At 75.3% G+C, this 13,210-nt stretch carries 14 protein-coding genes; 8 read left to right on the forward strand and 6 right to left on the reverse strand.

Going from position 1 to position 13,210, the window contains the following annotated elements; all coding sequences use genetic code 11:
- Positions 1-12 precede the first annotated feature (12 nt).
- Entirely contained in the window at positions 13-609 is a 597-nt protein-coding gene (locus ACFYM6_RS05190) for a copper resistance protein CopC (protein ID WP_387272409.1), read from the reverse strand.
- 225 nt (positions 610-834) lie between these two features.
- Here ACFYM6_RS05190 and ACFYM6_RS05195 point away from each other — a divergent pair, with 225 nt between their 5' ends.
- Complete coding sequence (locus ACFYM6_RS05195; protein ID WP_387272411.1) at positions 835-1,500, forward strand: hypothetical protein; 666 nt, start codon at positions 835-837, stop codon at positions 1,498-1,500.
- Positions 1,501-1,522: 22 nt separating this feature from the next.
- On the opposite strand, the gene ACFYM6_RS05200 is transcribed toward ACFYM6_RS05195, so the two are convergent.
- Positions 1,523-2,449: an NADP-dependent oxidoreductase gene (locus ACFYM6_RS05200; RefSeq protein ID WP_387272413.1), complete on the reverse strand. Its 927-nt coding sequence runs from the start codon at positions 2,447-2,449 to the stop codon at positions 1,523-1,525.
- A gap of 189 nt (positions 2,450-2,638) precedes the next feature.
- Positions 2,639-2,974, reverse strand: coding sequence for a hypothetical protein (locus tag ACFYM6_RS05205; protein ID WP_387272415.1), 336 nt, complete (start codon positions 2,972-2,974; stop codon positions 2,639-2,641).
- A gap of 284 nt (positions 2,975-3,258) precedes the next feature.
- On the opposite strand from ACFYM6_RS05205, the gene ACFYM6_RS05210 reads away from it, so the two are divergent.
- The 6 genes from ACFYM6_RS05210 to ACFYM6_RS05235 all read left to right on the forward strand — a co-directional run bounded on the left by ACFYM6_RS05210 (position 3,259) and on the right by ACFYM6_RS05235 (position 9,715).
- Positions 3,259-4,524: a PucR family transcriptional regulator gene (locus ACFYM6_RS05210; RefSeq protein ID WP_387272417.1), complete on the forward strand. Its 1,266-nt coding sequence runs from the start codon at positions 3,259-3,261 to the stop codon at positions 4,522-4,524.
- Positions 4,525-4,602: 78 nt separating this feature from the next.
- Positions 4,603-5,772: an acyltransferase domain-containing protein gene (locus tag ACFYM6_RS05215; RefSeq protein ID WP_387272419.1), complete on the forward strand. Its 1,170-nt coding sequence runs from the start codon at positions 4,603-4,605 to the stop codon at positions 5,770-5,772.
- Entirely contained in the window at positions 5,769-6,713 is a 945-nt protein-coding gene (locus ACFYM6_RS05220; RefSeq protein ID WP_387272421.1) for a beta-ketoacyl-ACP synthase III, read from the forward strand. The genes ACFYM6_RS05215 and ACFYM6_RS05220 overlap by 4 nt, the downstream gene beginning before the upstream one ends.
- Positions 6,714-6,802: 89 nt before the next feature.
- Positions 6,803-7,042 carry an acyl carrier protein gene (locus ACFYM6_RS05225; RefSeq protein ID WP_007072348.1) on the forward strand — a complete coding sequence of 80 codons (240 nt, stop codon included), beginning with the start codon at positions 6,803-6,805 and terminating at the stop codon, positions 7,040-7,042.
- A 2-nt stretch (positions 7,043-7,044) separates the two neighbouring features.
- The gene (gene fabF / locus ACFYM6_RS05230) at positions 7,045-8,271 is read left to right on the forward strand and encodes a beta-ketoacyl-ACP synthase II (RefSeq protein WP_387272423.1); all 1,227 of its coding nucleotides are present in this window, start codon (positions 7,045-7,047) and stop codon (positions 8,269-8,271) included.
- A 22-nt stretch (positions 8,272-8,293) separates the two neighbouring features.
- Complete coding sequence (locus ACFYM6_RS05235) at positions 8,294-9,715, forward strand: acyl-CoA carboxylase subunit beta (RefSeq protein WP_387272424.1); 1,422 nt, start codon at positions 8,294-8,296, stop codon at positions 9,713-9,715.
- Positions 9,716-9,771: 56 nt separating this feature from the next.
- Here ACFYM6_RS05235 and ACFYM6_RS05240 read toward each other — a convergent pair whose 3' ends face one another.
- Complete coding sequence (locus tag ACFYM6_RS05240; RefSeq protein WP_387272426.1) at positions 9,772-9,993, reverse strand: hypothetical protein; 222 nt, start codon at positions 9,991-9,993, stop codon at positions 9,772-9,774.
- A gap of 110 nt (positions 9,994-10,103) precedes the next feature.
- On the opposite strand from ACFYM6_RS05240, the gene ACFYM6_RS05245 reads away from it, so the two are divergent.
- A complete protein-coding gene (locus tag ACFYM6_RS05245; RefSeq protein WP_387272428.1) occupies positions 10,104-10,814 on the forward strand; it encodes a class I SAM-dependent methyltransferase in 711 nt (236 codons plus the stop codon).
- 17 nt (positions 10,815-10,831) lie between these two features.
- On the opposite strand, the gene ACFYM6_RS05250 is transcribed toward ACFYM6_RS05245, so the two are convergent.
- Positions 10,832-11,740, reverse strand: a complete 909-nt coding sequence (locus tag ACFYM6_RS05250; protein ID WP_387272430.1) for an ROK family protein — start codon at positions 11,738-11,740, stop codon at positions 10,832-10,834.
- Positions 11,737-13,194 carry an argininosuccinate lyase gene (locus tag ACFYM6_RS05255; RefSeq protein ID WP_387272433.1) on the reverse strand — a complete coding sequence of 486 codons (1,458 nt, stop codon included), beginning with the start codon at positions 13,192-13,194 and terminating at the stop codon, positions 11,737-11,739. The genes ACFYM6_RS05250 and ACFYM6_RS05255 overlap by 4 nt, the downstream gene beginning before the upstream one ends.
- Positions 13,195-13,210: the final 16 nt, after the last annotated feature.

The raw sequence follows: 13,210 nt of genomic DNA on the forward strand, positions 1-13,210 counted from the left end.
CTGCCGGGCGGCTCAGCGGCGGGCGGAGCGCCGGCGCAGCAGCAGCCCGCCGCCCAGCGCGACGAGCGCCACCACCGCCGCGAGCGCCCACCACAGGCCGGTGCCGCCGCCGTCGTCGGAGCGCGACGAAACCGGGGCGGGGTTCGCCGAGGTCGCCTCGGCCACCGGGGTCGGGGGTGCCGGGGTGGTCGGCGATGCACTGGCCGAGGGGGTGGCCGGGGCCACGCCGGTGGTCAGGGTGAAGCTGACCTGTCCCTTGATCGGATGCCCGTCGGTCGAGCCAACCTGGTAGGCGACGGTGTAGACGCCGGCCGGCCCCGGGGTGAACGGCACGCTCACCCGCTTGCCGGAGAAGGTCGGATCGCCGCCGGAGGCGGGGGCGTCGTCCGGTCCGGTCACTGTGATCTTCGTCGTACCGGGCGACAGGGTGGCCAGGAATCGGAGCTCGATCCGCTTCGGCGCGGTCGCCACTCGGGCCCCGTTTTTCGGATCGCTGCCGGTCAACGAGTTGTGCGCGGCGGCGGGGCTGGCCGGCAGCAGCACGGCCCCCACCGCCACCCCGAGAACCACCAGCCAGGTACGCGCCGCACGGGCCATCGTGCCCCCCATGAGCCCCTCCGTCCGGGTACGATCCGGCCGCTGATCAACGGCCGCTCACATTAGTCGGCCGCAGATCACAGATAGTTCCAAATACTGTTCCAGCAGCTGCAACCGAATGACGTTCTGCGGAGTCTTTGAGGTGGGCACCGGTTCTCGCCGGGCGGCCACCACCGTCGGCCGATACAGCGTGACCTGCAGCGGAAGCCAGCCATCGAACGGGGCGAGGAGGCGGCGATGATCCGGAGGGTGTCGCGACTGCTGGTGGCCGTGACGGGCGCGGTGCTCGCGACCACGTGCACGCTGCTCCTGAGCGGCCCGCCGGCGGCCCGGGCGGCCGGGCCCGGGCCCAAGCTCGCACCGGCCGGGGTGGACATCACCGGCGACCAGCTGGACCAGCCGCTGCAGCTGCGCGCCGACACCCAACCCGCCCAGGTGAACGCGGTCATCGACCAGGTGAGCTGGCTGGCCCGGACCGGGCAGCAGCGCGGCCCGGCCGCGCAGGACCTCGGTCCGAAGTACACCGTCGTGGTGCTGACCGCCGGAGTGCCGGTGAAGACCTACGACCTCTACCCGCTCGCCAAGGGCGGGCCCCGGATCTACCGGCCGGCCAAGCAGCCCGACCTGAGCAAGGCCCGGGCCGGCTGGTTCTTCGGCCGGCTGAACATGTCCGAGACGCTGCGCTCCGTCGGTGTGCCGCTGGATCGGCAGTTCGACACGCTCAGCGGCGGTCTCGGCGGCGGCGAGCGGGTCCTCCCGGAGGACACGCTGAACCCGGTGCAGGACATCGACGCGGCCATGACCGAACTCCAGCGACTGCTGCTGCTCAACGTCGGGGTGGTGGTGGTCATCACCGCCGGGCTCGCCGGGATCGCGCTGCTGGTCCGCCGCCGCACCCGCTGAGCCGGTCGCCCCGGCCCCCGGCTCAGACCTCCAGCACCACCTTGCCCCGGACGTGCCCCGCCGCCACCAGGCACTGCGCCTCGGCGGCCTCGGCCAGCGGGAAGGTCCGGGCCACGTGCACCGTGAGCCGGTCGGCGTCGACCAGCCCGGCCAGCACACTCAGGTCGGCGGTGGACGGCTTCACGAAGAGGTAGCTGCCGCCGAGCCGGGTGACATGCTCCGGGTCGGCGGTGGAGACCAGCCGGGCCGGCCGGGCGAGCAGCTCGGCCGAGACGTCCAGCGCCTCGCCGCCGAAGAGGTCCAGCGCCACGTCCACCCCGTCGGGCGCGACCGCGCGGATCCGGTCCAGCAGGCCGGCGCCGTAGCTGACCGGTTCGGCGCCCAACGACCGGACGAAGTCGTGGTTGGCCTCGCTGGTCGTGCCGATCACCTTGCCGGCGCCGAGCGCCCGGGCCAACTGCACCGCCAGGTGCCCCACCCCGCCGGACGCGCCGTGCACCAGGACCGTGTCGTTGGCGCCCGTCCGGACCAGCTGCAACGCCTGGTACGCGGTCAGCCCGGCCAGCGGCAGGCCACCCGCCTCCGGCCAGGACGCCTGGACCGGCTTGTCGGCGAGGCACCGCTCCGGGGCGGGCACCAGCTCCGCGTACGTGCCGTACTGGACGTCGTCGCGACGGACGTACCCGATCACCTCGTCGCCCACCGCGAAGCCGGTCACCGCCGGGCCGACCGCCTCGACCACCCCGGCCGCGTCCCAACCGGGCACCAGCGGGAAGTGCGCCGGCATGCCGCCAGCCAGGTGGCCCTCGCGGACCTTCCAGTCGACCGGGTTCACCCCGGCGACGCGCACCCGGACCAGGACCGTGTCCGGCCCGACCGGCGGGGTGGGCAGCTCGCGCAGGGTGAGCTGGTCAGCCGAGCCGTACGCGTCGATCGCGATCGCCTTCACGCTGCCCACGCTAGCGCTGAACAATCGCCGGGCTTGCCGGGCGGCGAAATTGTCGTAGCGGTGCCGCCGGCTCTGCCCGCCCACGCCGGCCGGAGCCCGGTGCGCGAGAGGTAACTCCTGAACCGCTACGAAGCTACGCCGTCACCCGTGAACCGGCGGTCGGGCCCGGCAAGGCGAGTCGGCGAGCGGTCAGCACCAGCGGCGCGGTGGCCGGTCCCGGCGGACCATACGGTTGCGGGGCCGCACCGCGCCGTGCTGGTGCGCCCCAGCCCAGCCCGGCAGGTCGCTGCAGCAGCTCTGGCTCGGCACCGGCTCGGGCAGGGCCGGCAACACCGGCTCGGCGGCCCGCTGCCGTGGCGCGGGCGGGTCGTCGTCCCCGCGCTCCGGCCCCCAGCCGGCGGGCGTCTCCGCCGGATGGGTCAGGCCGGCCCGGCGCGGGTGCTTGGCGGACACCGGCTGGTCGTGGGGCCCCGGCCGGCAGGGCTCACCCTGGGCGCAGCCGTTCTCGGCCTCCCCGTGCGCCATCCCGGTCTCCTCACGTTCGCCATCGCCCGCCGGGCGGTCACCCCGGCGTGCCCTGACACCGTACTGGCCGGGCCCGACGGACTGAACAGCGCGTACCCGTGGAGATCCGCTGCGACCCGGGATCGGGCCGGGCGGGCGGCGTCCAGGTCGGCGCGGTGGCCACGGGATGCCGCCCCGTTCCAGGCCGGCCAGTGCCTCGGTGCCGGGCGGGACCGACCGGGCCAGCCCGGCCGCCGCCCACCCTCGATGTGCCGGCCCTGGTCAGGGCGTGTCAGGCTGGACCGGTGAGCGAACCGGGCGGCACCGAACTGCCGGCCACGCTGCGCCGGATCGAACGGGCGGCGGGGGCCCTGGCCACCGCCAGCGTGGCCCGGATGGACGAGGCGCTGCCCTGGTTCCGGGAACTGCCGGCGGACCAGCGGTCCTGGGTCATGCTGGTCGCCCAGGCCGGCGTCCGGTCGCTGGTGCAGTGGCTGCGCCAGGGCGGCGGCGCGACCGACAGCACCCAGGAGGTGTCGGACGAGGTCTTCGCCGCCGCACCCCAGGCCCTGGCCCGCTCAATCAGCCTCCAACAGACCGTCGCGCTGATCAAGGTGACCATCGAGGTGGTCGAGGAGCAGGTGGCGCACCTGGCCGCCGAGGGCGAGGAGCAGCCGCTGCGGGAGGCGGTGCTGCGCTTCTCCCGCGAGATCGCCTTCGCCGCCGCCCGGGTGTACGCCCGCGCCGCCGAGTCGCGCGGCTCGTGGGACGCCCGGCTGCAGGCGTTGCTGGTGGACGCGCTGCTGCGCGGCGACTCGCCGGACGTGCTGGCCAGCCGGGCGGCGGCGCTGGGCTGGACGGACGCGCCCCCGGTGGCGGTGGCGGTCGGGCGCTCCCCCGGCGGCGAGGTGGCCGCCGTGCTGCACACCGTCTACCGGCAGGCCCGCCGGATCGGGGTCGAGGTGATCGGCGGCGTGCACGGCGACCGGCTGGTCATCGTGCTCGGCGGGGCGGCGGACCCGGTGACGGCGACGGAGAAGCTGCTGACCGCGTTCGGGGAGGGGCCGGTGGTGGTGGGGCCGGCCGTACCCAGCCTGGACGAGGCGACGGACTCGGCGCGGGCCGCGCTGGCCGGGTTCCGCGCGGCGCCGGCCTGGCCGACCGCCCCCTGCCCGGTGGCCGCCGCCGACCTGCTGCCCGAGCGGGCCCTGGCGGGTGACGCCGAGGCCCGCCGCCGGCTGCGCCACGACGTATACGCGGCGCTGGTCCGCGCCGGGGGTGAACTGCTGGAGACCCTGGACGCCTTCTTCGCCGCCGGCGGCACGTTGGAGAGCGCCGCCCGGGCGCTCTTCGTGCACCCCAACACGGTGCGTTACCGGCTCAAGCGGGTCGCCGAGGTGACCGGCTTCTCGCCGTTCGCGCCGCGGGACGCGTTCGCCCTGCAGGTGGCGCTGACCGTGGGGCGGCTCGACCCGGTCGTCCCGGCCGTCGCACCGGTCCCGAGCCAGACATTGGCCCCAGGTGCCCGGAAAGCAGCACAGACAGGTGATGATCGTCGCCGATTTTTGTAGGGTTCCTCCAACGCTCCTAGTGCGGTTTGGTGCCGTGCGTTACAGCGCGACCCGCGAGTATCCGTCAGAGTCGTAGACGTGCTCGCCGTTCTCTCACCCGGCCAGGGTTCCCAGAAACCCGGCTTCCTGACTCCCTGGCTCGACCTGCCCGGCGCCGAGGCGCGCCTGCGCTGGTGGTCCGCGCTGGCGGGAGTCGATCTGGTGCACCTCGGCACCCAGGCGGACGCGGACGAGATCAAGGACACCGCCCGCACGCAGCCGCTGCTCGTCGCGGCCGCGCTGCTCGCCGCGGAGCACCTGCCGATGTACGACGTCGCGCTGGTCGCCGGCCACAGCGTGGGCGAGCTGAGCGCCGCCGCCCTGGCCGGGGTGCTGCCCGCCGAGGCGGCCGTCACCCTCGCCGGCGTACGCGGCCGGGAGATGGCCGCCGCCTGCGCGCTGGAGCCCACCGGAATGGCCGCCGTGCTCGGCGGCGACCCGGACGAGGTGCTCGCCGCCATCGAGGCGCACGGGCTGCACCCGGCCAACCGCAACGGCACCGGCCAGGTCGTCGCCGCGGGCGCGGTGGCCGGCCTGGAGAAGCTGGCCGCCGAGCCGCCGGCGAAGGCCCGGGTCATCCGGCTCCAGGTCGCCGGCGCCTTCCACACCCCGTACATGGCCCCGGCCGAGGCCGCCCTGGCCACCGTGGCCGGCGGCATCGTGCCGGGCGACCCGGCCCGGATCCTGCTCTCCAACCGGGACGGCGCCGCCGTCAACCACGGCCGGGAGATGGTGCAGCGGCTGGTCCGGCAGGTCACCGCCCCGGTCCGCTGGGACCTGTGCATGCGGACCCTGGCCGACCTCGGGGTCACCGGCGTGATCGAGCTGCCCCCGGCCGGCACCCTGGCCGGCCTGGTCAAGCGCGAGCTCAAGGGCGAGGGGGCGCCCGAGATCGTCACCCTGAACACCCCCGACGACCTGCCCGCCGCGCGGGACCTGATCGCCCGGCACAGCGGCCTGAGCGGCCACGAGCCGGCGATCCAGTTCCGGGTGGTGGTCTCCCCCGCAGCCGGGACCTTCGAGCCGCTGACCGGCCTGGCCGAGGGCACCGACCTGCGCGCCGGCCAGGCCGTCGGCCACGTCGCCACCCGGCAAGGGCCGGTCGAGGTGACCGCGCACCACAGCGGGCTGCTCACCGAGTGGCTCGCCCACCACGACGACCCGGTCGCCCCGGGCCAGCCCCTCGCCCGCATCGGAGGACAGGCATGACCGGCAGCAGGATCGTCGCGATGGGGCACTACCAGCCCGCCCGCGTGGTGACCAACGACGACATCGCGCAGTTGGTCGACACCAACGACGAGTGGATCCGGGACCGCGTCGGCATCGTCACCCGGCGGATCGCCGGTGACGAGACGGTGGCCGACATGGCCACGGCCGCGGCCGGCAAGGCACTGGCCAACTCCGGCCTCAGCGCCGCCGACATCGACCTCGTCGTGGTCGCCACCTGCACCTCGATCGACCGCAGCCCGAACGTGGCCTGCCGGGTCGCCGCGAAGCTGGGCATCGCCGCCCCGGCCGCGTTCGACGTCAACACCGCCTGCTCCGGCTTCGCGTACGCGCTGGGCACGGCCGACCACGCGATCCGGGCCGGGGCGGCGCGCAACGCCCTCGTCATCGGCGCGGAGAAGCTCTCCGACTTCACCGACTGGACCGACCGCTCGACCTGCATCATCTTCGGCGACGGCGCCGGGGCCGCGGTGGTCACCGCGACCGCCGAGGGCGAGCCGGCCGGGGTCGGGCCGGTGGTCTGGGGCTCGGTGCCGGAGAAGAGCGACGCGGTCCGGATCGAGGGCTGGCGGCCGTACATCGCGCAGGAGGGGCAGGCGGTGTTCCGCTGGGCCACCACCGCGCTGGCCCCGCTCGCGCTGCAGGCCTGCGAGAAGGCCGGGGTCGCCCCGTCCGAGCTGGCCGCGTTCGTGCCGCACCAGGCCAACGCCCGGATCATCGACGGCATCGCCAAGCGGCTGAACATCCCCGACGCGGTCATCGCCAAGGACATCGTCGAGTCCGGCAACACCTCGGCGGCGAGCGTCCCGCTGGCCCTGTCCAAGCTGGTCGAGCGGCGTGAGGTGCCGGCGGGTGCGCCGGTGCTGCTGTTCGGCTTCGGCGGCGGTCTGACCTACGCCGGTCAGGTCGTCCGCTGCCCCTGAAGACCCCCTCCGGCGCGAGCGCGTCGCGAGGAGTGACGACCGGCGTCGCCGGCCGTCGAGTGAACCCCCGATGAGAGGAACCAACCGCAATGACCCGTGACGAGATCACCGCCGGCCTCGCCGAGATCCTCGAAGAGGTTGCCGGGGTGAACCCGGACGACGTGGCCGAGGGGAAGTCCTTCACCGACGACCTCGACGTCGACTCGCTCTCCATGGTGGAGGTCGTGGTGGCGGCCGAGGAGAAGTTCGGCGTCAAGATCCCGGACAACGAGGTGCAGAACCTCAAGACCGTCGGGGACGCCGTCAGCTACATCGAGGCGCAGTCCTGATCATGAGTCGCCCCGACGTCGTCGTCACCGGGCTCGGCGCGACGACCCCGCTCGGCGGGGACGTCGCGTCGACCTGGGACGCCATGCTCGCCGGCCGCTCCGGGGTGAGTGCGCTCACCCAGGAGTGGGCGGCGCAACTGCCGGTCCGGATCGCGGCCCAGCTCGCCGTGGAGCCCAGCGAGGTGCTGGATCGGGTCAAGCTGCGCCGGCTGGACCGGTCCGAGGCGATCGCCCTCATCGCGGCCCAGCAGGCCTGGGCCGACGCCGGGCTGGCCGACGCCGGGCCCGACCCGGAGCGGCTGGCGGTCAGCATCGGCTCCGGCATCGGTGGGGCCACCACCCTGCTCGCCCAGGACGACATCCTGGAGGCGTCCGGCCCGCGGCGGGTCTCCCCGCACACCGTGCCGATGCTGATGCCGAACGGCCCGGCCGCCTGGGTCGGGCTGGAGCTGGGTGCCAAGGCCGGGGTGCACTCGGTGGCCAGCGCGTGCGCGACCGGCGCGGAGGCGATCGCGCTCGGCCTGGACATCATCCGCTCCGGCCGGGCCGACGTGGTGGTGGCGGGCGGCACCGAGGCGGTCATCCACCCGCTGCCGATCGCCGGGTTCGCCTCGATGCGGGCCATGTCGACCCGCAACGACGAGCCGGAGAAGGCCTCCCGGCCGTGGGACAAGGGTCGCGACGGCTTCGTGCTCGGCGAGGGCGCGGGCGTGGTGGTCCTGGAGCGCGCCGACCACGCCGCCGCCCGCGGCGCCCGGGTGTACGCCCGGCTCGCCGGCGCCGGCATCACCTCGGACGCGTACGACATCGTGCAGCCGCACGCCGAGGGCGAGGGCGCGATCCGCGCAATCGGGAAGGCGATCGCGGACTCGGATGTCGCCAAGATGGATATCGTGCACGTCAACGCGCACGCCACCTCCACGCCGGTGGGCGACATGCTCGAGATCGGCGCGCTGCGCACGGCGCTGGGCGACCATCCCGTGCTGTCGGCCACCAAGTCGATGACCGGGCACCTGCTCGGCGCGGCCGGGGCGCTGGAGTCCATCGCCACCATCCTGGCCATCCGCGACGGGGTCGTGCCGCCGACGATCAACCTCGACGACCCGGACGACGGCCTCACCCTGGAGGTGGCCGCCCACAAGGCACGGCACATGGAGATCCCCGCCGCGCTGAACAACGCGTTCGGTTTCGGCGGGCACAACGTGGCTCTCGTCTTCACGCGGGCCTGACCCCTCTGCCTGGGAGGCACCAGTGACCACGACCGCCGTCAGCGCGGACAGCTCGACGGTGGACCACCGGGATCCGGAGGTCCGCCTCCGGGCGCTGTTCGACGCCGGCTCGCTGCGCCTGCTGGCGCCGCAGGACAGCTCCGGCGTGCGCTACGCGCGGGGCGAGATCGACGGTACGCCGGCCATCGCGTACGCCACCGACGCCACCAAGATGGGCGGCGCGATGGGTGCCGACGGGTGCCGGCACATCGTGGACGCCATCGACACCGCCGTCCGGGAACGGGTGCCGGTGCTCGGCCTCTGGCACTCCGGCGGAGCCCGGCTGGCCGAGGGTGTGGTCGCCCTCGACGCCGTCGGCCAGGTCTTCGCGGCCATGGTCCGGGCGTCCGGCCGGGTGCCGCAGATCTCCGTGGTGCTCGGGCCGGCCGCGGGTGGCGCCGCGTACGGTCCGGCGCTGACCGACGTCGTGGTGATGAGCGGGGCCGGCCGGATCTTCGTCACCGGCCCCGAGGTGGTCCGCAGCGTCACCGGTGAGCAGGTCGACATGGCGCGGCTGGGCGGTCCCGAGCCGCACGGCCGGCGCTCCGGTGTGGTGCACGTGACCTGCCAGGACGACGAGGAGGCGCTGGCCGAGTCGCGCCGGCTCGCCGCGCTCCTCGGCCGCCAGGGGCGGCTCTCGCCGGACGACGTGGCCACCGGCGACGAGGGGCACGACCTGGCCGCGAAGATGCCGGCCGAGGCCAGCCGGGCGTACGACGTGCGGCCGGTGGTCAAGGCGCTGCTCGACGCTCCGGGCGTGGAACTGCACGCCAAGTGGGCGCCGAACATCGTCACCACGCTCGGCCGCTTCGCCGGTCGCACGGTCGGCGTGATCGCCAACAACCCGCTGCGGCTGGGTGGCTGCCTCGACGCGTCCAGCGCCGAGAAGGCCGCCCGCTTCGTGCGGATGTGCGACTCGCTCGGGGTGCCGCTGATCGTGCTGGTCGACGTCCCCGGCTACCTGCCCGGCCTCGGCCAGGAGTGGGACGGCGTGGTCCGGCGCGGGGCGAAGCTGCTGCACGCCTTCGCCGAGGCGGTGGTGCCGCGGGTGACGCTGGTGACCCGCAAGGCGTACGGCGGGGCGTACATCGCGATGAACTCCCGCTCGCTGGGGGCGACCGCGGTGTTCGCCTGGCCGAACGCGGAGGTCGCGGTGATGGGCGCGAGCGCGGCGGTGAACGTCCTGCACCGCAAGAAGCTGGCCGCCGCTCCGGTCGAGGAGCGGGAGGCGCTGCGCGCCCAGCTGATCGAGGAGCAGATCCGGGTCGCCGGTGGCGTCAACCGGGCGCTGGAGATCGGCGTGGTGGACGAGGTGATCAAGCCGGCGGAGACCCGGCGGCGGATCGCCGACGCCCTCGCCGCGGCGCCGGCCGCCCGGGGCGCGCACGGCAACATTCCGCTGTAACCACCGGTCGTACCGTCAGGGTCCGCGCTCGTCCGGGCGCGGGCCCTGACGTCTTCTCAGCTCCGGTTGCGGGGGTGCTGGCGGGCGGTCCGCTCGTTGCCCCGGCGGTAGTTGCCGGTCCACCGGGCCATCACCAACTGCGGGTCGTCCTCGACCTCGGCCAGGAACTCCGCTGCGCGGCCGCCGCGCAGCGTGGCGGCCACCCGGCCGTGGTGCGTGATCACGACGGAGCCGTCGGCCCGCTCGAGGTAGCGGAAACCCTGCGCCTGCTGTCCCATGGCCACCCAGCCTGCCAGCGCCCAGCGCGGCGCCGCACCCGGTTTTGCGACCGCCCCGGCCGGCGGGGCGACTAGGGTGAGGGCGGCCGAGACGTGTCGAGGAGCACGCCGTGGACGCGACCGAGATCCGCAAGCTCGCCGCGCTCGAGGACACCCACTGGTGGTACCGGGAGCGGCGGGCCCTGCTGGGTCGGGCACTGCGGCGACTGGCGGCGGCCGGGGTGCGCCCGGAGCGGGCACTGGACATCGGCGCGGCCGGCGGCGGCAACACCCGGGTGCTGCGCGCGCACGGCTGGCGGCCGCTCGCCCTGGAATACAGCGCGGCGGGCGCCGGGCTGGCCCGCGAGCGGGGCCTGGCCGTGATCCGGGCCGACGCCCGGCACCTGCCGGTCCCCTCGGCCAGCCTGGGTCTGGTGGTCGCCTTCGACATCCTGGAGCACTTCGACGAGGACCACCTGGCCGCCGCCGAGATCCGCCGGGCCCTACGGCCGGGCGGGACCGCGCTGATCGCCGTGCCGGCCGACATGCGGCTCTGGTCGGCGCACGACGTGGCCGTCGGGCACGTCCGCCGCTACGACCGGGCCGGGCTGCGGGCGGTGGTGGCGAAGGCCGGGCTGGCGGTGGACGAGTTGTGGAGCTGGAACGTGCTGCTCCGGCCGGTCGCGGCCTGGCGGCGGCGCCGATCCGCCGGCAGCGACCTGGACCGCCTGCGCCCCGCGGTCAACCTGGGACTGCGCGCGATCATCACCGCCGAGCGGTACCTGCCGGTGCGGTCGCTGCCCGGCGTCTCGCTGATGCTGCGCGCCCACCGCCCGGCCTGACCGGCCGGAGCACCGGGTCAGCGAGGCGCGGGCACCGCCTCGCGGGCCAGCGTGAGCGCGCCGAGCAGCGCGGCGTCGTCGGCGAACCGGGAGAGCACCACGTCGGGCCGGTGCGGCAGTACCTCGTTGAGCCGGTCGACCAGCAGCCCGCGGATCAGCGCGCTGCGGGCCACCCCGCCCACCAGCACCACCCGTTGCGGGTCGAGCAGCAGGCAGCAGGTGACCAGGTGTCGGGCCACCTCGTCGACCCGGGCGGTCAGCGCGTCGCGCGTCGCCCCGGGGCGCTCCGCCGCGTCGGCGAGCCCGGCCGCCCCGCCCGGCACGCCGAGGTCCTCGGCGAGCCGGTCCAGCGCCCGGCCGGAGAAGTCCAGCTCCAGCATGGTGCCCGGCCAGGGGCCGCCGGCCACGGCGTACCCGATCTCGCCGGCCGCCCCGCGGTGTCCGGCCAGGACGGTCCCGCCGACCGTCACGGCGGCCGCCACGCCGGTGCCGATGCCCACCACCAGGCCGGGGTCGGCGTCCCGCAGCGCGCCCAGCCGCAGCTCGGCAAGGGCGGCGGCGTTCAGGTCGTTGTCCACCGCCACCCGGGCGACGCCGAGCGCGTCCCGGACCGCGTCGGCCAGCCGCAGCCACTCCCACCCGGGCACGTTGGGGGCCAGGTCGATGCCGTCCGGACGGACCACGCCGGGCGAGGCGATCCCGGCCGCGACGAGCGGCCCACCGACCTCGGCGACCAGCTCCGCGGCGAGGTGTAGGGCGCGCTCCAGCGCCTGCGGCGCGCCCTGCTCGGCGTGCGTGGGGACCCGGCGGTGGGCCAGCAGGCGCCCCTCGGCGTCGGCCACCCCGACGGCCATCTTGGTGCCACCGAAGTCGATGCCGAGCAGCAGCCCGCCGGTCCGGGTGGACCCCGCCAGCCCCACGCTCACCGGGCCACCAGCTCGGCGGCGACGGCGTCCAGCGCGTCGTCCGCGCGGCGGAGCCGGTCGCGCACCGCCGCCAGGCGGTCGGCGACCCCCTCGAACGCGACGCGCAGCGTACCCACCTGGGCGCGGACCGCGGCGGCGCCCGGCCCGTCCACCTGAGCCCGGTTCAGCACCAGGTCGGGACGGACGGCGGCGGCGATCAGGTCGGCGACCGCGGCGTCGTCGAGCGGGCCGGTCAGCCCCTCGGCCGCGGCCCGGACGCCCTCGGCGGTCCAGGTGTCCGGGCCACCGGCCCGGACCAGCCGGCCGACCACCGAGTGGGCGGCCCGGAACGGCACCCCGTGCCGGGTCAGCGCGTCGGCCGCGGCGGTGGTGGTGGCGCCGGAGGCGACGATCTCCTCCCGGCTCGGCGGCGACAGCGGCTCCACCTCGGCCAGGAAGCCGCCGACCAGGGCGAAGAAGCGCTCCGCCCGGTCGTTGCTCTCCCAGAGCCGGACCTGCACGTCGGTGGTGGCGTTGTTGGAGTCCTCCCACCAGGCGGCGCCGACGTTGTTCAGCACCGAGGCGGCGTCCGCCGCGGCCGCGCCGGCGTACGAGACCAGGTGCTCCAGCACCACCGGGTTGCGCTTCTGCGGCATGATGCTGCTGCCCTGGGTGAAGTCGCCCGGCGTGGTGACCCACTGCCAGCTCAGCCAGTCCATCAGGGTGCGGGCCAGCCGGGCCCCGGTGGCCAGCGCCTGCGCGTTGAGGGTGCCGACGCGGACCAGGTGGTCGGCGCCGGCCACGGCCTCGTACGAGTTGGTCACCAGGCCGGCGAACCCGAGCAGCTCCGCCACCCGGGCCGGGGCGATGTCCAGGTCGGTGCCGGCGAACGCGCAGGAGCCCAGCGGCGAGACGTTGAGCTGGTCGATCAGGTCGGCGTAGGCGGTCGCCTCGCCGGCGAGCGCCTCGGCGTACCCGGCGAGCGCGTGCCCGATGGTGGTGGGCTGGGCCGGCCGGCGGTGGGTGTAGCCGGTGATGACCACGTCCGCGTACCGGTCGGCGCGGTCCAGGGCGGTCCGGCCGGTGGCCAGCACCCGGTCCAGCACCCCGAGGAGCTGGTCCCGCAGCAGCATCCGGAACACCCCGGCGTCCAGGTCGTTCCGGCTCCGGGCCAGCTGCACGTCGAGCTCGGCGGTGGGGATGCCGCACGCCTCGGCGAGCCGCTTCTCCAGCAGGTAGTAGGTGTCCTCGAAGCTGCCGTCGTACGCCGGCGGCGGGGTGGTGCCGGCGCGCAGGACGGCCAGCCCGCGCAGCAGCCGGGCTCCCCGCTCGGCGGGGATCAGCCCCTGCTCGGTCAGCATCACCACGTGCGCCTGGCTGGCCCGAACCATCGCCGGATACAGGTGGCCCACGTGGTGGTCGTAGGTGGGCGCCAGGTGGTGCCGCTGGTAGGTGGTCAGCGGGGATGTGCTCATGACGGTTCCTTCCAGT

Origin of the sequence: Micromonospora sp. NPDC006431 (assembly GCF_042870725.1) — a bacterium.
Taxonomy (GTDB): domain Bacteria; phylum Actinomycetota; class Actinomycetes; order Mycobacteriales; family Micromonosporaceae; genus Micromonospora.